General features: G+C 44.3%; 15 protein-coding genes. 8 read left to right on the forward strand and 7 right to left on the reverse strand.

Translation table 11 applies throughout. The features are described from left to right. Positions 1 to 2: 2 nt before the first annotated feature. Positions 3 to 1292: an MATE family efflux transporter gene (locus tag R7P74_RS04145; protein ID WP_239933141.1), complete on the reverse strand. Its 1290-nt coding sequence runs from the start codon at positions 1290 to 1292 to the stop codon at positions 3 to 5. 189 nt (positions 1293 to 1481) lie between these two features. Further along, complete coding sequence (locus R7P74_RS04150; protein ID WP_017634231.1) at positions 1482 to 2198, reverse strand: FadR/GntR family transcriptional regulator; 717 nt, start codon at positions 2196 to 2198, stop codon at positions 1482 to 1484. A 560-nt stretch (positions 2199 to 2758) separates the two neighbouring features. Between R7P74_RS04150 and R7P74_RS04155 the strand changes: the two genes are divergently transcribed. The 4 genes from R7P74_RS04155 to R7P74_RS04170 all read left to right on the forward strand — a co-directional run bounded on the left by R7P74_RS04155 (position 2759) and on the right by R7P74_RS04170 (position 8666). Beyond that, positions 2759 to 3478, forward strand: coding sequence for a FadR/GntR family transcriptional regulator (locus R7P74_RS04155; RefSeq protein WP_005388529.1), 720 nt, complete (start codon positions 2759 to 2761; stop codon positions 3476 to 3478). Between the two features lie 142 nt (positions 3479 to 3620). Further along, on the forward strand, positions 3621 to 5483 hold the full coding sequence (locus R7P74_RS04160) for a putative nucleotidyltransferase substrate binding domain-containing protein (RefSeq protein ID WP_132936392.1): 1863 nt from the start codon (positions 3621 to 3623) through the stop codon (positions 5481 to 5483). After that, on the forward strand, positions 5483 to 6199 hold the full coding sequence (locus R7P74_RS04165; protein ID WP_318122698.1) for a 3'-5' exonuclease: 717 nt from the start codon (positions 5483 to 5485) through the stop codon (positions 6197 to 6199). The genes R7P74_RS04160 and R7P74_RS04165 overlap by 1 nt, the downstream gene beginning before the upstream one ends. A gap of 685 nt (positions 6200 to 6884) precedes the next feature. Continuing rightward, positions 6885 to 8666: a sodium:solute symporter family transporter gene (locus tag R7P74_RS04170; RefSeq protein ID WP_031781211.1), complete on the forward strand. Its 1782-nt coding sequence runs from the start codon at positions 6885 to 6887 to the stop codon at positions 8664 to 8666. Between the two features lie 350 nt (positions 8667 to 9016). On the opposite strand, the gene R7P74_RS04175 is transcribed toward R7P74_RS04170, so the two are convergent. The 3 genes from R7P74_RS04175 to R7P74_RS04185 form a co-directional block, all read right to left on the reverse strand. Next, positions 9017 to 9643 (reverse strand): hypothetical protein, encoded by a 627-nt coding sequence (locus tag R7P74_RS04175; RefSeq protein ID WP_318122699.1) that lies wholly within the window; start codon positions 9641 to 9643, stop codon positions 9017 to 9019. Positions 9644 to 9969: 326 nt separating this feature from the next. Next, positions 9970 to 10290: a DOPA 4,5-dioxygenase family protein gene (locus R7P74_RS04180; RefSeq protein WP_005375836.1), complete on the reverse strand. Its 321-nt coding sequence runs from the start codon at positions 10288 to 10290 to the stop codon at positions 9970 to 9972. Between the two features lie 396 nt (positions 10291 to 10686). Further along, the gene (locus tag R7P74_RS04185; RefSeq protein WP_127891143.1) at positions 10687 to 10881 is read right to left on the reverse strand and encodes a hypothetical protein; all 195 of its coding nucleotides are present in this window, start codon (positions 10879 to 10881) and stop codon (positions 10687 to 10689) included. Between the two features lie 65 nt (positions 10882 to 10946). Here R7P74_RS04185 and pdhA point away from each other — a divergent pair, with 65 nt between their 5' ends. Genes pdhA through R7P74_RS04200 form a run of 3 tightly spaced genes read left to right on the forward strand, consistent with a single transcriptional unit; the run spans position 10947 to position 14162 of the window. After that, on the forward strand, positions 10947 to 12041 hold the full coding sequence (gene pdhA / locus R7P74_RS04190; RefSeq protein WP_137282563.1) for a pyruvate dehydrogenase (acetyl-transferring) E1 component subunit alpha: 1095 nt from the start codon (positions 10947 to 10949) through the stop codon (positions 12039 to 12041). Further along, positions 12034 to 13017, forward strand: coding sequence for an alpha-ketoacid dehydrogenase subunit beta (locus R7P74_RS04195; RefSeq protein ID WP_017634235.1), 984 nt, complete (start codon positions 12034 to 12036; stop codon positions 13015 to 13017). Before pdhA ends, R7P74_RS04195 begins: the two co-directional genes overlap by 8 nt. Further along, entirely contained in the window at positions 13014 to 14162 is a 1149-nt protein-coding gene (locus tag R7P74_RS04200) for a dihydrolipoamide acetyltransferase family protein (protein ID WP_005375831.1), read from the forward strand. The genes R7P74_RS04195 and R7P74_RS04200 overlap by 4 nt, the downstream gene beginning before the upstream one ends. A gap of 67 nt (positions 14163 to 14229) precedes the next feature. On the opposite strand, the gene R7P74_RS04205 is transcribed toward R7P74_RS04200, so the two are convergent. Then, complete coding sequence (locus R7P74_RS04205; RefSeq protein ID WP_054574341.1) at positions 14230 to 15195, reverse strand: electron transfer flavoprotein subunit alpha/FixB family protein; 966 nt, start codon at positions 15193 to 15195, stop codon at positions 14230 to 14232. Between the two features lie 137 nt (positions 15196 to 15332). Here R7P74_RS04205 and R7P74_RS04210 point away from each other — a divergent pair, with 137 nt between their 5' ends. Continuing rightward, the gene (locus R7P74_RS04210) at positions 15333 to 16994 is read left to right on the forward strand and encodes an electron transfer flavoprotein-ubiquinone oxidoreductase (protein ID WP_262634116.1); all 1662 of its coding nucleotides are present in this window, start codon (positions 15333 to 15335) and stop codon (positions 16992 to 16994) included. A gap of 160 nt (positions 16995 to 17154) precedes the next feature. Here R7P74_RS04210 and R7P74_RS04215 read toward each other — a convergent pair. Next, positions 17155 to 22387 (reverse strand): VCBS domain-containing protein (locus R7P74_RS04215; RefSeq protein ID WP_318122700.1); only part of this gene is annotated, 5233 nt, incomplete at its 5' end.

Here is a 22387-nt window from a genome sequence, read left to right on the forward strand (position 1 = left end):
GATCAATCGTACATTAGCTTGTCTGCCTTATTAATATCGAAATCTTTCAGAGATTTACGTGCTAAATGCCTAAATGGCCATACCTTAACAACTTCTTCAAACGGCATGATTGCAAACACCCAAAATACTGAAAGATCCAAGTATAAAATCATCAAAGCACATAACGGTATTGAGATTACCCACTGACCGGTAAAGTTAATCTTAAACACCTCCGTTGTTTTACCTAACGCTCTCAAAATATGACCATGAACGGTGTTATAGCCACGTACTATCGGTAGCAGTATGTAAAGTGGAGCAATCGCGGATAACGCTTTGTAAGTACTCGGGTCTAAGTCGGGATACAAATCAGGAAGCACGAAACTAAGTGCAAAAAAGAAAAATGCTGAAACGAACGAGATCATCACGGCCATATCAATACTAATATCGACATTGTTACGCAGCTCATCCATTTTTCTTGATCCAATTGCTTGGCTAATCGTGATTGCCGATGAATGCGCCCAAGCAGTAATGAACTGAGTACCCGCTTTGATCCAAGGCATCACGATAGTCATAGCGACATAAGCATTTAAGGTCAGTTGCGAGTACAGCAACATGTATATCGTTGCGCCAGTTTGTAACATTGTGACGTTCGCCGCGACGGGGAAAATCTCTTTAAAATGCTTATGTATATTGCTTTTCAATGACGCATCAAGCTTCTTAATAGACAAGATGATAGAATCATCAAGCTTAATGCACATGGTTAAATATAACAGCCGAATACTAATAGCAACCAAACTACCCGCCGCGGCGCCTTGAACGCCAATACCTTCAAAATTAGTCAGGCCGTGAATCAGAACATAAGACATCGCCACGTTGACTGGCAATTCAATCAAATAGCCTTTAAATGGAACTTTGGTCCGTCCAAGCGCATTGAACACCGCAATCATAACCTGAGTAATGGCATTGAATATGAGGATGAACTTAGCAATTGCAAGGTAGCATTTTGTCTCCGCATAGAGATCAACGTTATCCGTCAACTTACTGATTAACGCTTCATCAAAGACAGTAATCAACAGCCAGAATAAGGATGCGACTAGAACGTTGATAACTAAAGCTGCCCAGAAACCTTTATTTAACGATAGATAATGACCAGAGCCTACGGCACGGCTAAGTACCAATTGAGACCCATTTGCTAGAGCCATTTGGATACCTAAAACAAAAGAAACTATTGTTGTAGCAATCCCCATAGCAGCAAGTGAAACTTCACCTAATGGCGTAACAAGCAGCGTATCAATCATAAGCATTGATTGCATCAACAAAGCATTAAGAGCAAGCGGCCAAGCAAGAGATAAGTTTTTCTTTATATATGGTTGGGAAAACATTAGTAAACCTTTGTAATGAGGTTAAACGTTTAAACTAAAGAGCTCTGTCATTAGGCAAAGTTCATGACAAAAAGAAACGACAGAAAACTCTTTTTAGTCAATAAAAATGTACGCAAGCTCTTAACTATTCACGGCGTCGGAAAGCCTCTGATTCTCATCATTTAACAGCGTTTGAGAGGCTAAACGAGCTTGAAATGAGTTTCCGACCATAATTGCATCATAAATTGCACGGTGCTCATTAAGGCAGAACCTCCCTCCTTCAACTGACTTGTCAATAAACACCTTAAATATGGTCGAGAGTATATTGCTGAAGGGAACGTAGAATTGATTATCGGTACAAAGGAATATCGTTTGATGAAACAAATGATCGTTAGCAATCCACTCATCATAATCGTGACATCGTGCTGCCATCGTCATTCTTTGAAATACAATTGACAACAGCTTTCTTTGCTCAGCATTGGCATTTTGGGCTGCCAGCGCACACGCCTCTGGTTCTATGGCTTTACGCAATCCTAAAAACTGAGATAAAAACGGCTTAGTATCTTCTAAATCTTGGATCCACTCTAAGAGTTGAGGGTCAAGAAAATGCCAATAGTTTCTTGGTAGTACCGTAGTTCCAACTTTTGGTTTAGAGATAATTAAGCCTTTAGCAGACAGCAACTTCGTCGACTCTCGTAGTGCTGTCCGACTAACACCAAACAACTTACACAGTTCTATTTCACTCGGGAGCTTCTCATTTTGACTTAATTCTCCTGACAATATTTTGCGAGAAATCTGTCTTGCTACTTGTACATGTATCTTGTGATTTGAATTCCCGAGAAGTGAAAACTCTGCCATCTATATTCCTCATTGCCAGCAGCCTAAACGACTTGTTTAGCTAATAATTAGAAAAGGCCAAATGAAACACGCTTTGAAGGCGGAGACTTTCTGTGTAAATGTAAAGCACTGTTATTTAGCGTCTAAAATCTAACGATCTTATGAATATGATTTTTACTCGCGAGGTATATTGGCCAAACTCAATATTGAATGGTCGAGTAGTAACATCATGCACACCGATCTTTAGTATATAATAATACAATATCACTTTATTTAACAAGAAACCTGATCTTCTATTCAAATTGTGTGCTGTGTATTGAAAATCAGTGAGTACAATAAGTAGGCGCGACTAGAGTTAACTAACATATTGAGCTAACAAATAAATAAGGAATGATGTAAGAATCGGTGGCCTCATCTGTTATACGCTAAGTATCATAATCATGAAGGCTTCATAAAGCAGTCGGAGATTCAAAATGGATTTGTGAAGACAGCTGTTATTACGTAAACATCTTCTTGGTGAGCTACACTTTGGATGATATAGTCCAAGCTTAAATAATACAATTTTAACGATAAGTGATTTTATGTCTGGTGAATTTCATTCTATCTCCGGTTCCAAGCGCAGCTTACATGTACAAGTAGCTCGCGAAATTGCTCGTAGCATTTTGTCAGGCAAGATCCCTCAAGGGTCCATTCTTCCAGGAGAAATGTCCCTGTGTGAACAGTTTGGTATCAGTCGCACAGCTTTGCGTGAAGCCGTAAAACTTTTAACATCAAAAGGTTTACTCGAGTCACGTCCAAAAGTTGGTACTCGAGTCATCAACCGAGCGTACTGGAACTTTTTAGACCCACAATTAATTGAATGGATGGACGGTCTAACAGAGATAGATCAGTTCTGTCATCAATTTTTGGGGTTACGACGCGCGATAGAGCCTGAAGCTTGTGCACTCGCAGCGAAAAATGCCACTGCGGAACAGCGAATTCAGCTATCAGAAGCATTCCAAGATATGTTGGAAGTCGCTAAAGCAGACGAACTGGACAAAGCGCGCTGGATGGATGTAGATATTCGTTTCCATAGCATTATTTTTAACTCAACCGGAAACGACTTTTTCTTACCGTTTGGGCATGTTCTGACTACAATGTTCATTAACTTTATTGCTCACTCATCTGAGGAAGGCAATACGTGCATCGAAGAACATCGTGAGATTTATGAAGCAATAATGGCAGGCAATGCTGAAAAAGCACGTCAAGCTTCGGCTAACCACTTGTTGGAGTCAAAACATCGCTTACCCGAAGCCAGTTAAGCTTAGGGCTTGGGCGATCTAATAACTAGGCAAAAGCACGCATCTCGCGTGCTTTTTTAATTTCGTTTCCTCCAATTCTTTATGGCACACCATCAATATTTTGATATATAGTAATACAAATGTATTTTGAGAATGTTGTGTTATGACCGACTCGCTACTGCCAAATATCATACAGTTTATCAGCCAGATTGATCCGTTTGACAAGGTACCTAAAGGTGCACTTCGCGAGCTTGCTTCATCTGTTAAGATCACTTATTTAAGCAAGGGGGATGTTGTTGATCAATGTTCTTCTAAGAACGAAAAGTCACTTTATATTATTAGAACTGGCTCTATCGAACAGCGTAAATCTGATGGCATATTGAGAGCTAAACTTGGTCCGGAAGATTTGTTTGGCTTCACTTTTCTTGGTAACGAAGTCGAAAGCGGGAAAGAATACAAAGCAATTGCAATCGAAAATTCATTAGTTTATGTAATTCCAAATGCTGCGCTGAAAAAGTTGTGCACTTCTCATCCTGAATGTGCTGAACATTTTGCATCACAAGCTCAGGTACGGCTAAAGTCAGCATTAGATGTCGTGTGGTCTAACAAAGAAAAAGGGTTGTTTATTCGGCGTGTAGAGGAAGTTGCTAGTGGTCGAGTTGCAATTGTAACCGCTGAGCAATCCATTCAGTCAGTCGCCAACGAGATGATCGATAAGTGCTCTCCCTGCGCTGTCGTTTATCGTGATAAAAAAATAGTTGGACTGATTACCGACCGAGATATGACAAAGCGAGTCATCGCCAAAGGATTAAGCATCTCAACACCAGTCGTCGAAGTCATGTCGCCTGATCCTAAAACAATTCATCCTGACGATTTAGTTCTGCACGCAGCCTCCATTATGATGCAGCACAACATAAGAAATTTACCCCTAGTCAGAGACAATAACGTCGTTGGCGTTTTGACAACAACGCACTTGGTTCAAAACCATCGAGTCCAAGCAATATTTTTAATTGAAAAGATCAAATATGCTGGCAGTGTCAAAGCTTTGTCTAGTTTTACGTCTGAGCGCCAAGCTATTTTTGAAGCATTAGTCGAAGGACGGGTTTCACCAGAAATCATTGGTAAAGTGATGACCATGATTATGGATGCGTACACTCGTAGGTTAATACAAATAGCCATTGATAAGTTGGGAACACCTCCCTGTGACTTCTCTTGGATTGTGGCAGGCTCTCATGCTCGCCAAGAAGTACATATGCTGTCAGATCAAGATAGCGCCATCGTATTAGATGATTCGGCAACAGATAACGACCGTATCTACTTCAAACATTTAGCAATGATAGTAAGTAATGGCCTGAATAAATGTAACTATCCATTGTGTCCAGGGAAGTTTATGGCAGCGACCCCTAAATGGTGCCAGCCTCTCTCTGTTTGGAAAAAGTACTATAAGAAATGGGTGGCAAATCCTGAATACGAGCGCCTCCTCAATATCAGTGTCTTTTTAGAAATCCGAACCGTTTATGGAAACAAAGACTTTGAACAGATACTTCGCGATGAGCTTCACTCTAACATCAACGCTAATAGAGAATTCCTTACGATGTTAGTTAACGATGCGGTGAAAACAAACCCACCGTTAGGAATATTCAATAGCCTAGTATTACAAAAATCGGGAGAGAACAAGAAAACGCTCGACGTAAAAAAATACGCGATTAATCTAATCATTGATCTTGCAAGGATTTATGGTCTGGCAGTTGAATGCGACCTCACTGCAACTGATGAGCGTTTTAAAGCAGCTAACGAAAAAGGGCTGCTCAGCCATGACGCGTACAAAAATATAATAAACGCATATCAATTCATCTTGTCGTTTCGATTTGCCCATCAATTAGAAGCACTAAAAAGTGGAGATGAGCCAAATAACCACATTGACCCCAATACGTTCGGTAGTTTTGAACGTCAACATTTAAAAGACGCGTTCCGCATCATTGCAGATCTACAAGAAGTCGCCAAACTCCGTTTTGGGAGCCGATAATGAAGCGCTTACTTGAGTACTTTCATCCATTGACACGAAAAAATCGTCAGAGACAAAAGCACTGTAAAAAGAAGCACATCCCTCTTTATCTTAAAAAGCTGCTTCGCTCGCCAAATCTGGACGTAAATCAACGAGCTTTTGACACTGAGTTCATCGTTCTAGATCTTGAAACAACTGGCTTAGACAGTGAGGAAGAAGTCATTCTTTCCATGGGCTGGGTAGAGATTCGACAAGGCCATATTGACTTAGCAACAAGCCAACACCTTTATGTACATAGCGACTCAAAAATTAAGCCCGAAACCATAGTTGTTAACCATATTACCCAACAAATGCTGACTGATGGAATCTCTATTCATGAAGCAATGCGGACATTCTTTAAAGCAGCAGAAAACAAAGTTATTGTTGCGCACGGATGTATAGTCGAAACTAGCTTTATTAATCAATATTTACAGCGAGTTTTCAACATAAAAGAGTTGCCGCTCATTTGGATAGACACCTTGCGAATAGAAAAAAGGTTACAAAGAGCTATCAATGCTTCCGATGAATCAGATGTGACTCTAGCAGCGACAAGGGAACGTTACGGGTTACCCACTTACAACGGCCATAATGCACTTGCAGATGCAATTGCAACTGCAGAGTTACTATTAGTTCAACAAACCCGTATCGCACCTCAGACAAAAGCGACAGTCGGGCCCCTTTATCGGCTTAGCCTGTAATCATCCAGATCACAGGCCTATTTGCTAAACATGTTCTCTGTCACAATTTGGTATCATCAGCATTTACCTTAATTAATAATACAATATCATTAATGGGGCGACATTAGCAAAATGCAGCGAATAGCCATTGTCACTTGCCAACATCAGAGCGAGTGTAAACTGATTAGTTGCTCCATATCATAACTACATTTTAGAGAGCTTAGCATTGCATGTGCGCAATGATTGTCGAAGATCTAGCAGTGTTACATAAACAACCGAATTCAGGTGATGTCCCCTCGAACGTCATCTTAAGTGGTTAGTAATCATGTAAAGCCGCTGTTGCGAACTTCAGCCGACAGCTCGCGGTACTAGTACCGTTTGGCCCATGCAGTACAGGCTTGCATGGGCTTTTTTTTTTAACAATCCTACATCAATCGATGTTATATCCCTCTGCCAGATATGCAAATCCGCGTCCATTCTTATTAGAGGACTTAAGATTCTTTATAAGTATATTCATAGAACCCATACCTAAACTCGACACCTTTAGCATCTTCAGAGAAAAGCAATATCTGACACCGATCACTTGTATGATTAATTAAAGGGTTTATTACGCCTTACTGGTCACGATTTTGAGTTATTGTACTACAAATAAGAGAGGCGAACGTTACTATTACTCAGGACAATAAACTACTTCAAAGGTCTAAAGATGGAACTCAATACTCTCATTGTGGGCATCTATTTTCTATTCTTAATCGCAATAGGTTGGATGTTCAGAACTTTTACTAGTACTACAAGCGACTACTTCCGAGGTGGCGGCAACATGCTTTGGTGGATGGTTGGAGCAACGGCGTTTATGACTCAATTCTCTGCTTGGACATTTACTGGCGCCGCTGGTAAAGCCTACAATGATGGTTTTGCTGTCGCTATTATTTTCCTTGCAAACGCGTTTGGTTACTTCATGAACTTCGCTTACTTTGCACCGAAATTTCGTCAGTTACGCGTCGTAACTGTCATAGAAGCCATTCGTATGCGTTTTGGTACAACAAACGAACAAGTATTTACTTGGTCTTCGATGCCAAACAGTGTTGTCTCTGCAGGTGTATGGCTTAACGCCCTTGCTATTATAGCTTCAGGTATTTTTGGTTTTGATATGACAGCAACCATCTGGATTACCGGTTTAGTTGTACTTGCGATGTCGGTAACTGGCGGCTCTTGGGCGGTTATCGCCTCCGATTTCATGCAAATGGTCATCATCATGGCGGTAACAATCACATGTGCAGCCGTTGCTATTGTTCAAGGTGGTGGCGTTACTGAAATTATCTCTAACTTCCCAGTCGCAGAAAGTGGGAGCTTTGTTGCAGGTAACAACCTGAACTACTTAAGCATCTTTAGTATTTGGGCGTTCTTTATCTTCGTTAAGCAGTTCTCTATTACAAACAATATGTTGAACTCTTACCGTTACCTAGCTGCAAAAGACTCTAAAAATGCAAAAAAAGCAGCTTTGCTAGCATGTGTATTGATGCTGGGTGGAGTTTTCATTTGGTTCATGCCTTCTTGGTATATTGCAGGCCAAGGTGTTGATTTAGCGGCAGCTTATCCAGATGCTGGTAACAAAGCAGGCGACTTCGCGTACCTATACTTCGTTCAAGAATACATGCCAGCAGGTATGGTTGGACTTCTGGTCGCTGCAATGTTTGCTGCTACGATGTCCTCTATGGACTCTGGTCTTAACCGCAACTCAGGTATTTTCGTAAAGAACTTTTATGAACCGATCGTTCGTAAAGGCCAAGCATCAGAGAAAGAGCTAGTCGCAGTTTCTAAAGCAACATCGGCGGTATTTGGCGTTGCAATTATTCTAATCGCGCAGTTTATAAACTCTCTAAAAGGTCTGAGTCTATTCGACACTATGATGTACGTTGGTGCGCTCATCGGATTCCCAATGACAATTCCAGCGTTTTTAGGCTTCTTTATCAAGAAAACTCCAGACTGGGCAGGTTGGGGAACTCTAGTCGTGGGTGGCATCGTTTCCTACCTTGTTGGGTTTGTTATCACAGCTGATATGGTGTCATCGGCGTTTGGCCTTGAGGAGTTGACTAGCCGAGAATGGTCTGATGTGAAAGTAGCAATAGGTCTAATCGGACACATGACGCTAACTGGTGGCTTCTTCATGTTGTCGACTCTATTCTACAAGCCTCTAACTGACAAACGTCAAGCAGATGTCGATAAGTTCTTTGAAAACCTATCAACGCCTCTTGTAGCGGAATCAGTGGCACAGAGAAAACTCGATAACAAGCAACGTCAAATGCTGGGTAAACTTATCGCGGTCGCAGGTATAGGTGTCATGTTTATGGCTCTGCTACCTAACCCAGTATGGGGGCGCTTAGTGTTTATTCTATGTGGTGCCATCGTCGGAGGTGTTGGTCTACTACTTGTAAAAGCTGTGGATTCAAGCGCTGAACAAGCCTCTGAACCTGTGACAGAAAGTTAAATCTCTTATTCTAATAAACGCGGCTATTCTTTGGCCGCGTTTTTTAATTCTAAGTTCCCAGTACGAACACTTCACCCTTTTACGAAGACATATCATCTTGTCTAGGGTTATCGAATTGCAGCTTTATTTTGTCATTCGATAAGGCTAAACCAGAACGTGATAATCTGATCGAGTTAAAAGTGCAGCCTACCTTGCTTAAGTAAACGCCCCAAAGCCATCCAAATATCTGATGAAGTAAAGATCTCGGCTCGTATACTTTGTTGCCACTTCGTGATTTAGACTCGCTAGTCCTTTACCTCACTACCTAGTCTACAAGCCAAACTATTCCCGCTGAACAAACCATCTCGGGATTACTTAGGTACACTATTTTCTCTTTTTGCAGATGGCACAACAGCCGCTACCAATAAAGCTAACAACAGGAACACTGGGCTAAGCATTAATCCATGCCAGATTGAATACCCATCATGGAACAGCCAGAATATACCAAGCGTCAGTAGGTACGAAAAGTAGCTGCAAAACACCAAGCTAATCGCGACAAAGCGCTTTTGATTAATAATAAGAATCCGCACTAGATACTGGCTAAGAATACCAGAGCAGCGCATGGCAAGTTGCCAATTAATGATAAAGAAAGCAAGCGCAATAAACCCAGCTACGACCAGTGCATCATGCGTGCTTAAAATGAAGTAGCTACCAAATCGGCTTATGATGACCGGATAATCGCCTTCGTATATCGTTGACCAAGATATTGCGTTCGCTGCTGCTACGTAATTGGCAAAATAAGCAATGGCGTAGAAAGTCGTTTGAGAACTGAACGGCTGAAATACATCCGTACAAAATCCTCGCCACTCTTCTTTGTTGGCGGTAGGCCCAACCCAGTCACGTTTTTTTTGAGCGGTACGCCCGGCAAACGCAGGCCCGTTGCGAAACAACAGCCAAAATATATAGAGTGCAAGTATAACCAAGAGTATTGAAAACATACCCTTCCCCCTCATAAATTATCGGCGCCACTGCCAATGGCGTTGGGGTCGTAAACTGCACTTCCCTGCTATACCTATTTGATTTATCAAAGACTTATTATTTTATTACCACCAAAATTCATTTAATGGCATGCTAAACAGCAACATTTTCACGCTTTGTGCGTGAAGTTCGAAAGCCTACTTTTAGGTTTAGCACAAAAATAACTACAGCAAAGCGTAAGAGAGGGATTCCGCACCCATCAATGAAGATGAGGCGTTAAGCAGAAGCTGCGACCGCAATGAGAAGAGAAGGATTCAAAGCGGTCATGCATGGGCGAGAAGAGCAACTATTTCTCTAACTTTTCTTCAAATACACCAATCTCTCTGCCCAACCAAATCGCGCGTTCTGTGTGATCGAGCAACTCTTCTTCGCTTACTGGGTGAATAAGCACAGAAAAATCGCCTCGAATCGTATCAAGCCACGCCAAGAACTCTTCACTCAATGATTCTAGGTGAATTTCAAACATCGGCATCTTGTGTGGGCCAACTAACCTTCCAACTAATGGAAACACACGCAGCACATCTTGACGCTCTTGACGGATGATCTCGTTCAAGGCTTGCGCTTTATCTTGTTCTCTTAGGGGAAAATAAACATGAGCGTGGTACATAACTTCTCCATAATCACTTCCGCTTGAGCACCACCTACTTTGGATAAGCTCAAGGACTGCCGAGGGTATACATTTGTAATGCCGTCACCCTACCTTGATTCCACTCAGTTGGGAAGAAGTTATGCATTCTCATAAGGTCGAGGCTTCGAGCACAACAAAAATTTGCAATTCATCATATAGCAACTGTTTGAGTTGATTCATTAATAATGACTCACTTTGTCAAATTTTACAGCCAAATTTTGTTGCAAATATGTTTCATTAACCAGTAATTAAATTCGAGTTTAAAAATACCACCAACAAAATAGCAGCATATTACTCTGCAAAATCAGGGTGTAAGCAAAACTTTACTACTGAGCGAAAGTCAAAATGAAGCATAATTTAACAATTTGTTTACACTTATTGTATCTGGCTATACCACGATTTAGTTAGAGGGTTAGATACAGAAAAGCCTTTCTCTGTATCTTGCGGTGAAATAGTCGCAGCGATGTTATCGACAAATAGTTTAAGGGACGAACAGATGCCTACCGCTATCGAAAGCACACGCAACCTTAGGTATGGCCTTTGCGCTGATATCAGAGTTTGAGTACCCATACAAACTCTGGTTTTGTATGAACAGCTGCAGTCCAAAAGACCCGCAGCGTCAAAAGGAGCTTGAGATGAACGTTCAGGCATTACCCATGCATCGGTTTATCGACCATCGTGGGGACCTAGTCGGCCAACTACCCAACTGGGCTGACAATGAAACATTGGTCGGGTTTTACCGAGATATGGTATTAACTCGCACTTACGACAACAAAGCAGTTGCCTTGCAACGCACCGGTAAGCTAGGGACCTATCCCTCACACTTAGGCGCGGAAGCCATAGGCATTGCGGTCGGCAGAGCACTTAAAGCCGATGATGTGTTTGTCCCTTACTACCGCGATATGCCTGCGATGTGGTGTCGTGGCATTGGCATGGAAAAGAACCTTCAATACTGGGGTGGCGATGAGCGCGGGAGTGATTTTGCTCCTGAAGGCAGTCCGGTTCCTAGCCGAGACCTTCCCTACTGTGTACCCATAGCGACGCAATGTACGCATGCTGTCGGGGTGGCTTCCGCGCTAAAAATTCAAGGTAACCATGAAGCTGCGCTAGTCATGTGCGGCGATGGTGGTACATCCAAAGGGGACTTTCTTGAGTCAATAAACTGCGCAGGTACTTGGAATATTCCACTTGTTTTCGTCGTAAACAATAACCAGTGGGCAATTTCAGTGCCGCGTAGTCTCCAATGTGCCGCCGATTTCTTATCAGAAAAAGCGCAAGGTGCAGGTATACCGGGTATTACTGTCGATGGTAACGATGTCGTCGCCGTTTATGATGCAACTAGAACCGCCCTTGAGAGAGCAAGAAAAGGGAAAGGCGCAACACTCATCGAAGCGGTGAGTTACCGACTGAGTGACCACACTACGGCCGATGATGCGACTCGTTATCGTAAAGAAGATGATGTTCAAACTGCATGGCAATACGAACCTATCGCACGTCTTAAAACGTATCTCCTTAATCAAGGCGCTTGGAGCGACGAACAAGAACAGCAATGGCTAGATTACTGTAAAGAGCAAGTAGAGTTAGCTGTTGAACGCTATCTGAGCTTACCGCCACAAGCACCAGAAACCGGTTTCGATTATTTGTATGAATCGCTACCTCAAGAGCTTCATGCACAAAGAGATGAACTCATCAACAAGGCAATGAGAATGCAGGGAGGCAGACATGGCTGAGCTAACGTTGGTTGAAGCAGTAAACCTTGCCCTGCACCACGAAATGCAACAAGACCCCAATGTTGTCGTATTAGGTGAAGACGTGGGCGATAATGGTGGTGTATTTCGTGCCACTGTTGGACTCAAGCAAGAGTTTGGTCTTAAACGAGTCATCGATACGCCACTCGCTGAAGCCTTAATCGGCGGGGTTGCGGTCGGTATGGCAACGCAAGGATTACGACCTGTCGCCGAATTTCAGTTTCAAGGTTTCGTTTTTCCTGCGATGGAGCACTTAATGTGCCACGCGGCTCGAATGCGTAACAGAACTCGCGGTCGGCTCACTTGTCCCGCGGTTTTTCGTGCGCCATTTGGCGGCGGTATCCACGCTCCGGAACACCACTCAGAAAGCGTGGAAGCGCTATTTGCTCACACTGCTGGATTTAAAGTGGTGATTCCTTCTTCTCCACAACGCGCATACGGCTTACTTCTCGCTGCAATTAGAAGCAATGATCCCGTCATGTTCTTCGAACCGAAGCGCATATATCGCACCGTTAAATCTGAAGTCGTTGATAACGGCGAAGCACTCCCACTCGACACCTGCTTCACCTTGCGTAAGGGGCGAGATATCACGCTCGTTACTTGGGGCGCATGCGTCGTAGAGTCACTTCAGGCCGCGCAAACCTTGTCTAGTCAGGGGATTGAAGTCGAGGTGATTGATTTGGCGAGTATTAAGCCAATTGATACCGCGACGATTTTCAGCTCACTAGAAAAAACTGGACGTTTACTCGTTGTTCATGAAGCGAGTAAAACTTGTGGTGTGGGCTCTGAGCTATTAGCTCGAACCGCTGAACATGCCATGTGCTTACTTAAAGCCCCACCTAAACGAGTAACTGGAATGGACACCATTATGCCTTATTACCGTAACGAAGATTATTTCATGGTTCAGGAAGAAGACATTGTGACCGCGGCACGCGAACTCGTGGAGGATTGGAAATGAAGACGTTTAATTTACCCGATCTCGGTGAAGGTCTCGCTGAGTCAGAAATTGTCAAATGGCACGTTAATGTCGGAGACATGGTTAAATTAGATCAAGTGATCTTAACCGTAGAGACAGCAAAAGCGACGGTAGACGTCCCTGCCCCCTATTCGGGCCGTGTGGTCAGCCGTCATGGTGAGGAAGGTGAAATCGTCAATATTGGTGCATTACTGCTAGAGATTGATGAAACAGGTGCCGGGAGAGAAGTAACGGCAGAGAAAAAAGCCACTGCTGACGCCGCAACCGTCGTCGGTAGCGTTTCTCACCAAGCGCATCATGTAAACGTTGATGATTTCTGGATTGGTGGCAACCACAACACGACAGAAAGTAACCTCGTTACCGCCCTGCCTTCGGCTCGCTTGTTGGCACAAAAACTTGGGGTGGATCTTAACCTCGTGTCAGGTAGTGGCCCGAACGGACTTATCGTAGATGCCGATATTTACGACGAAGCCGGAAAACAGCGTCCAGGCACCGAAGTTTTGAAAGGCGCTCGACGTACCATGGTATCGTCTATGACCGAGTCGCACGAACATGTTGCCGCCGTAACCATTACGGAAGAAGCGTTGTTGGAAGATTGGCTGCCAAACGAAGATATCAGTATCCGCCTTGTTCAAGCGATTGTTCATGCGTGTCAAGAAGAGCCTGCTTTAAACGCTTGGTTTGATGCCGAAACCATGACACGCTGTGTACACACAACGGTCAATGTAGGAATTGCAGTAGATAGCCGTCATGGATTGTACGTACCAGTTTTGCGCCACGCAGATGAATACGAGCCACAAGATGTTCGTCGTTGGCTCGATCAAACCGTTGAAGGGATCAGAGAGAGAAAAATCGGTCGTGAGCAATTGCAGCACGCGACGATTACGCTTTCCAACTTCGGCGCGATTGCCGGTATTTACGCAACACCTGTCGTCACACCGCCACAAGTCGCTATTGTCGGCGCGGGCCGAATACTCGACCGAGTTGTGATAAGAAATGGTCAAGCAATTTCGGTGAAAGCAATGCCGCTATCCGTAACGTTTGATCATCGCGCTTGTACTGGTGGTGAAGCTGCAAGGTTTACGAAAGTACTTGCAGAGCACCTGCAACGTCCGAGCGAAAAGTAACTTATTAAAATCAAATGATAAAGGCTTCCAGTCCGGAAGCCTTTTGTTTTAGGGAACAAGACTATATCTACAGCTTCTCTAATAGCTCAGGCATTACCACAAACAAATCGCCGACCAATCCATAATCTGCAATGTCAAAAATAGGAGCATCCGGATCGCTATTAATTGCAACAATCACCTTGGAATCTTTCATTCCCGCCAAATGCTGGATCGCGCCAGAAATTCCGACGGCAATGTATAACTCCGGTGCAACAATTTTGCCGGTTTGCCCGACTTGATGGTCATTAGACACATAGCCCGCATCGACCGCCGCTCGTGACGCCCCTACCGCTCCACCTAGCTTGTCAGCCAATTGTTCTACTAAAACAAACTTCTCTTTACTCCCGAATGCACGCCCCCCCGACACCACTACTCTAGCCGCTGGCAATTCTGGTCGCTCACTTTCTGGCGTTTGTTGCGAAACAAACTCACTAAGTTTATTGATAATCACCGTGTCGACTTGAGTAAGCTTAGGGACAACTGGCGTGTCAGATAGCTCTGCGGCATCAAAAGCCGTACTTCTTATGGTCATCACTTTATAGAGATCATTCGACGTGACTCTCGCCAATGCATTTCCAGCATAAATTGGACGAATCACCGTATCGATAGACTCGATTGTCATCACGTCAGAAAGTTGACCAACATTAAGCAACGCCGCCACACGAGGCATCACATTCTTACCAAATGTACTGGCAGGAGAAAGAATGTGTGAGTAGTTTTTGGCTACTTGTGAGATCAAAGGTGCGATATTTTCCGCTAAGCCATGTTCATATCCCTTCGCATCAACCCAGATAATTTCTGCAACACCCTGAACGCAATTCAACTCATCCAAAACTGATTGGCACTGATAACCAATAAGCAACACAGAAACAGGAAGCGATTTATCATCATCCTTAATCTCAAATGCCGCTTTAATTGCACACAGCGTCCCTACAGCCAACGATTGGTTGTCATGCTCTGCGAGCACAAGTGTTGCTAATGGTCGGTCTTCCATGGTCATGCCTCATATAACACGTCAGATCCATTACTTGAGCTTAGTCCACTTCACGTTAACGTCAACTGAGCTATAGTTTTCTGTATAGAAACCAAAACCTGTCACGCAGATGACGATAATAGAAAGGAAGCATAAAGATGGAACGAGAATGCATGGAGTTTGATGTCGTGATCGTGGGGGCCGGACCTGCAGGCTTAAGCGCCGCTTGTCGGCTAGCTCAACTCAGCCAAGACAGTGAAGGTGACGCACTTTCAATTTGCGTTGTAGAAAAAGGCTCAGAAGTGGGCGCACATATTTTATCTGGCGCTGTTTTTGAAACTAGTGCCTTAGATGAGCTTTTCCCCGACTGGAAAGAAATGGAGGCCCCGCTAGCAGCCTCGGTTCAACGAGATAATTTCCTTTATCTTACTACTGAACAAAACCATATTCGCGTTCCCCACTTCCTTACACCGCGTCCAATGATAAATGGCGAGAATAATTACGTAATTAGCCTTGCCAACCTTTGCCGTTGGCTCGCTAACCAAGCAGAAAATCTTGGGGTGGAAGTTTTTCCGGGCTTTGCCGCTGCAAGCATCAATTATGATCAGACTGGCGCCGTGACAGGCATTAACACGAGCGATATGGGACTAGATAAGAACGGCCAGGCCAAACCTAACTTTGAACCAGGTATCGAGCTAAGGGCAAAATACACCCTTTTTGCTGAAGGTTGTCGCGGACATCTGGGTAAAGAACTTATTCAAAGGTTCGACCTAGACGCAGGAAAGCAACCACAGCACTACGCGCTTGGCCTAAAAGAGATATGGGAGTTACCCACTGACAGCAAGGATGTATCTGGCAGTGTTATCCACTCCGCTGGCTGGCCCTTGAGTGAAACAAATACCACAGGCGGCGGTTTTCTCTATCACATGGAGAACAACCAAATCGCCGTCGGGCTTATTGTCGACTTGAATTACAGCAATCCTTACTTGAGTCCGTTTGACGAATTTCAACGCTTTAAGCACCATCCGGCTATTGAACCACATTTGAAAGGTGCTCAACGCATCGCTTACGGCGCAAGAGCCATTGCGAAAGGTGGACTTTCCTCTCTGCCGAGACAGCAATTCCCTGGCGGTTTATTGATTGGTTGTGATGCGGGGACTTTGAACGTTGCTAAAATTAAAGGCAGCCACACAGCAATGAAATCCGGAATCATTGCAGCAGAAGCGGTACATACGGCCCGACAAACTGGAGCTTCTGAGCCAGACTACCAGTCGTTGTTTGAATCATCATGGTTGTATGACGAACTCGCCGAAACGCGTAACTTTGGTGCGAACATTCATAAGTTTGGCAGCATACTTGGCGGTGCTCTTTCGACTTTTGAACACAACCTGTGGCAACCACTGGTTAAGAAACCGTTACCTTGGTCTATCAAGGACTATTCGCACGATCATGAGCAGTTAAAACCTAAACAAGAGTGCCACCCAATTGCATACCCAAAACCAGATGGTGAAATCAGTTTTGATAAGCCTTCGTCGGTATTTTTGTCGGGAACACAGCACGAAGAGAATCAACCTTGTCACCTTGTTCTGACTTACCCTCACATTCCAATTGATGTGAATTTAGGTATGTATGACGAGCCGAGCCAGCGCTATTGCCCTGCAGGGGTTTACGAAGTGGTGGAAGTTGAGAGTAAGTTGAAGTTTCAGATAAATGCCGCCAACTGCGTGCATTGCAAAACCTGTGACATCAAAGATCCTTCGCAAAACATCACGTGGAAAGCACCAGAAGGTGGCGGTGGACCGAGCTATCAAAACATGTAATCGAAGAACCACTTATAGTGCAGAAGCAGTGCATTTACTACTGCTAATTTTTGAAGTGGTTAAGCAAAAAGTCAGTAGTTAACAGCGGCAGAAAAGAAAAACAGCACCTGATGATTCAATCAGGTGCTGTTTACTAAAATAACGTTATCTTCAGGTAATATTAATCCACGCTAAAAACTTGGTGATGGAACAGCTGATCAACGATTTCATGAGATGTCGATGACGACCCTAGCTCCAACCCTGATAAATCAAAGTTCTCTAATGCCACTGACATTGTGTTGCTGCCTTCTCCAGTAATCGTCAAATTCAGAGTATCTTGGTCACTATCGTAGTCTGCGCTTACGTGTTCCAACAAGTTATCCATATCCGTTGTGTCGTCACCGACAAACTCAAGAATATCACTCAAATCCAACTTGTCTTCATCCAGCCTAAAGTCTTTAATCACATCTCTTGATGGCGTCATGTCCAGTGCTTCCTGAGTAAAGGTAAAGGTGTCAATACCCTCTCCACCTGTCAAGATGTCACTGCCTAGACCTCCCATCAGGATATCGTTTCCAAGCCCACCAACCAGAATGTCATCGCCTGCGCCACCACTCAACGTATCTCCACCTGCTTGTCCTAGCAAAATATCAATACTTTCGCCACCAGTGATGCTATTCGCAAACTCATCTCCCACCGACGCATGGCGCTCAGTTTGGACAATATCGGTACCAGAATCGTTTAATGTAAGTGTAAAGACGTTTTCACTTATGCCACCTTTACCATCAGACACTTTAAACAAGAAATGTAAATCCGCCTGCTGGTCGCCCTGTAGAGTAAGTTCATCGCTTTGAGTAAAGCTATAACTGCCATTGGATGACACTTCCAAGGTGCCGAACGCTGTCTGGATATGAAGCTGACCATCTACTTCACTGGACGAAGAAACTAACGGCTGATTTACACTTACACCGTGCAGGTCTGCGCCCAACAGAGTGAAATCGCCTTCTGCCAAAGAAACGGTCATGCTGTCACCATCAGCGTCCTGGCTTCCCGCCAGTAACTCACCGGCAATTGGATCGGGAGAGAACTGGTTTAGGTACTGCCCCAAGTCTTCACCTGAGTCGATAAACACCACTTTGTCGCTAAGTTCATCTAGAGCCTCTGCTGCTTTTACATTATCAGAGAGAGCGATACCAATTCCATATACTTTGGCGTCATGAGTCTGTTTGTAATCCTCCCAGCGCTCGGCTAGATCAGGAGAAGTAACAGCGCCCTCGCTAGGGTTAGGTTCGCCATCTGAGATAAAGAATATAGTGTCCTTACTCTCTGACGGTTTTTCTGGACCGAAATAGTCCCAACCATCCTGCCAAGGGTAAACGGCATTACTTGCCTCACCAGGCTCCATTACAGCTTCTAAAGCTTTATCGTAATCCGTATTAGTACCGTATTCTACGTCACACCAGTTACGCACATATTCTGACACTTCATTTTGGAAACTTAAGTCGTTTGGATCACGGCCATTCATCTCTGGTGGGCGTGTCATCAACTCAACGTCACTCAAGGTCAGCCAGCTATGTGTGGATGTATCACCGTCGAAACGTACCAGGCGGATATAGGTGTTTGATTCTCCTCCATCGGCAGTCATGTTTTCAACCATGGAATGTAACGCAGCAGCTGCTTTGTAAGCTCTCGATTCAGTTTTCGGTGCGGTTGCATCACGACCCACGGTATTCTCACCGTCAAAGGTACGGGTCATACTGTTCGAATGGTCGAACACTACCGTCACTTTATTGATCGGTAAGTCTTCCATCTGAGCAAAGCCCTGAACTGGAGATGAGGTTGGGGCATGGTTCTCAGTGACATTCAGGATAACCTGAGTTGTATCGGTATCCACACCATCACTTGCAGACACTTCCAACTGATACGTTTGCTGAGTTGAGTGATCCAGTTTTACACCATCTTTCAGCCAAATCTCGCCACTCTTAGAGTCAACACGGAATAGATCAGCATCACCACCACTCAATTCATACTTTATGGTGTCACTACCATCCGGATCAAACGCTTCCACCTGGCCGACTAATACTCCAACTTCTTGCTCAGCGACGTCAAAGCTTGCTGTATCTTCTGTTGGCATACCGTTGGCATCGGTGCCGTGGGTTTGATCTGCATCACCGACACTGATGAATTCTGGTGCCCGATCTCGGATATCAATGGTAACTTCGCTATTTGTAGTATCACCGTCAGCATCAATAACCGTAACGTCAAGCTTCTCTTGTTGGTGACCTACAACATTACTCGCTTGATAGTCGTAGTGACCATTTTCAAAGTTAATGGTTAGCTTGCCGTGGTTGGTATCAATCTGAGCGAGAGAATGATCCGATATTTTCGCTCCATCGCTGGTAGTGACATCACCGTTTACTTTGTTGTAGTAATATATTTCGCCATCGATAGTGATGTGATCTACCCACTGAGCATCACCGCCATTGTCATCCAAAAGATTGCCTTGCAACTGGCCTGAGACCGTTTTACTAAGCAAATCCACAATTTGAGAATCATCTACAACGACAATAGCACTGCCTTTATCTGTCGCGATCGACTCCAGATGTTCCAGAGACGCACCATTACCGATACCGACAGACCAGATATTTTCAACATCCTGACCGCTACTGCTGATGCCATTTTCCATCGCATTTTGCAGAATGATGCCCTCTTCTTCAGAAGTAGGCTGAACCCGACCATTCACTATGTCCTGATAACGCTGTTCACTTTCAAAATCATCTGATGTTGACCACTTAATCAAGTTTTCACGGGTTTGAATTTCTCCCACGTTCGTTTGATTTGTCCAATAGGTAAAATCGGAAGGTCGACCATCTGAGATAAAGTAAAGCTGGGTATCGGTATTACTAAGCAATGCATCATCTTCTGGATCACTAAGTATTTCATTTATTTGGTCAACGGCCTGGTTATATGGCGTCGATGCATATGGATGTATACCAGAGATAAAGGCATCAATGGCCTCGGCAGAATCTAGCCACTCAGAAATCTGGCCAGATGGTTGTCCGCTGTAAGTTGCAATTCTAAAACTTACTGGACCCAAATCTTGGTATTGCTCAAACATTGACTTAATAGAGTCTTGAGCAAGTTGCCAGCGAGTAACATATTGTCCGTCTGCATCTGTTACCCAGTCGAGCATTGATTCTGACGCATCAAGTGCAATCACAACACTATTACTTTGTGAATCAACATCATTTATTTCGTAGTGAGCTGAAGACGATGACGGTAATGAATCCGTCACATTCAGATGCAAGGTGGCACTCTCAGACTGACTTCCGGCACCCACCTCGACCCTAGCGCGGATATCCAGCATGTCCGCCCCCTGCTCCGAATGATCAAGGGGCATATGTTGATCAACTGTGAAATGACCCGTTTTGCTATCTATGTTGGCTTGAACTACTTTGATGCGGTCGGCACCTGTTCCAGTATAACCAGTTAGAGTGCTCTGATCTGCACTCACTTCAAACACAACCTCTTTACCATCGCTGGTGAAACCACCTAGGTTTTGATCGGCGTTGAAGTGATATTCAGCCTCCGTTGCAGACCCGAGGTTTGCGATAAAGTTGCCTTCAGCATGTACGCCAGTATCCGTGCCAACTTGAGATTCATCCAATGCTGCGTGCGCATCACTGAGCGACATAGGCTCACCCATCACACTAACGGTAACTTCTGCTTTATCAGTCAGGCCGTCGTCATCACGGATGGTGTATTCGAAGGTATAATCTTTCACTTCACCCGTTTTCAGAGTTTGTTGATCAGCTGGCAGTGACTCTAGGTACTTGGCCGCATCAAAGACCAATTTACCATCTTGCAGACTGAGGAAACTTTCTGATGGATAGTCGATAATAGTCAGAGCGTCACCATCCGGGTCGCTGTCATTCGCTAGAACATCCAGCTCTAAAGTGCCTGAGCCGTTGGTCTGGTAAGCTTCATCAAAGGTCGTCAGGTCCGCTGATACCTGAGTAATAAAGTACTCTGAGCCTTTAGGATCAATGACACCGTCTTTATAGCTGGTAGTAGACATTTCAATACTATCGAAGAAACGCCCATCTGCATTGATGTTGACTACTTGATTACCACCACGGGTACCTTCAAACACACCTGTCGCAACCAAGTCACCTTTGTAGTAAGCCTTCCAAACACCGCGCTCAATACCAGGCTCCCAGCTACCGTTCGAAGTGTCTGTCCATAGGTTTTTCACTTCAACTTCAGCATGATCGGCAACCTGACCTTTAGCAAAGGAGAAGCGCATTGCTTCACTTTGTCCAGTTGCATCATCATATCGAATCTGACCATCTTGAACCCGGTCTGAGCCGCTGTCTAGCGCAGAACTAACGCCATATTTGTGGTCACCGTCACCAATATAATCAGCTTTCGATGCATCAGAAACCTTGTTTCCAGATCGAGTATCAATCACATAGTAATCGACAGTGATATCAGTGCTATCATCCCAGTTGCTCTGGTCAATTGTCTTGGTTGTTTTTTCAATACCCTTATCATCTTCAGCAATAGGGGCTTCATTAATATCGAGAACCAACACTTCGACCTGAGCGGTGTCTTTACCGCCAAACTGGTCACGAGCTTCCACTTCTAGCTGGTAGTTATCGATAGATTCATGGTCCAAATTTGCACCATTTTTGACACTGATCTCACCGGTAAGACTGTTGATTTCAAACAGTTCGCTATGACTGTTTAAGTGATACGTTATCTGACTGTCCTGATCGACATCGAATGCATTTACTTTTCCAATTACACCCGATTGACTGTTTTCATCAACGCTAAACTGGTAACTATCGATGTCGGTTTTACCTTGGGCATCCAGACCAAAGTTGTCATTATTTCCGCTAACAAATTCAGGAACATCATTAGTGCCCGTAATATCAATCACGATGTTTTGTTGGGTGCCATCGGTTGCCGTCAGGGTGATGATGTCTTGTACCTGGTCACCCTCGTCTAGCTGTTGAACTAGGCTTTGGTCCAGCGTATACGTCCACTTCCCGTCCACCAATGCTAGCTCACCATAGGTGCCCGTAACGGTAGTGTTTGCAAAAATCGGATCGTCGCCATTATCAACATCAGTAATAGCAATGGTGCCTGTTGCGGTCGCAACATCACCGAGATTACCTTCGGTCACCTTGCCGGTGAACGTGCCCGTCACGACTGGCGTGTCTTCGGTGCCCGTAATATCAATCACGATGTTTTGTTGGGTGCCATCGGTTGCCGTGAGAGTGATGGTGTCTTGTACCTGATCACCCTCGTCCAGCTGTTGAACTAGGCTTTGGGCCAGCGTATACGTCCACTTCCCATCCACCAATGCTAGCTCACCATAGGTGCCCGTAACGGTAGTGTTTGCAAAAATC

It is taken from the genome of Vibrio sp. 2033 (assembly GCF_033339735.1).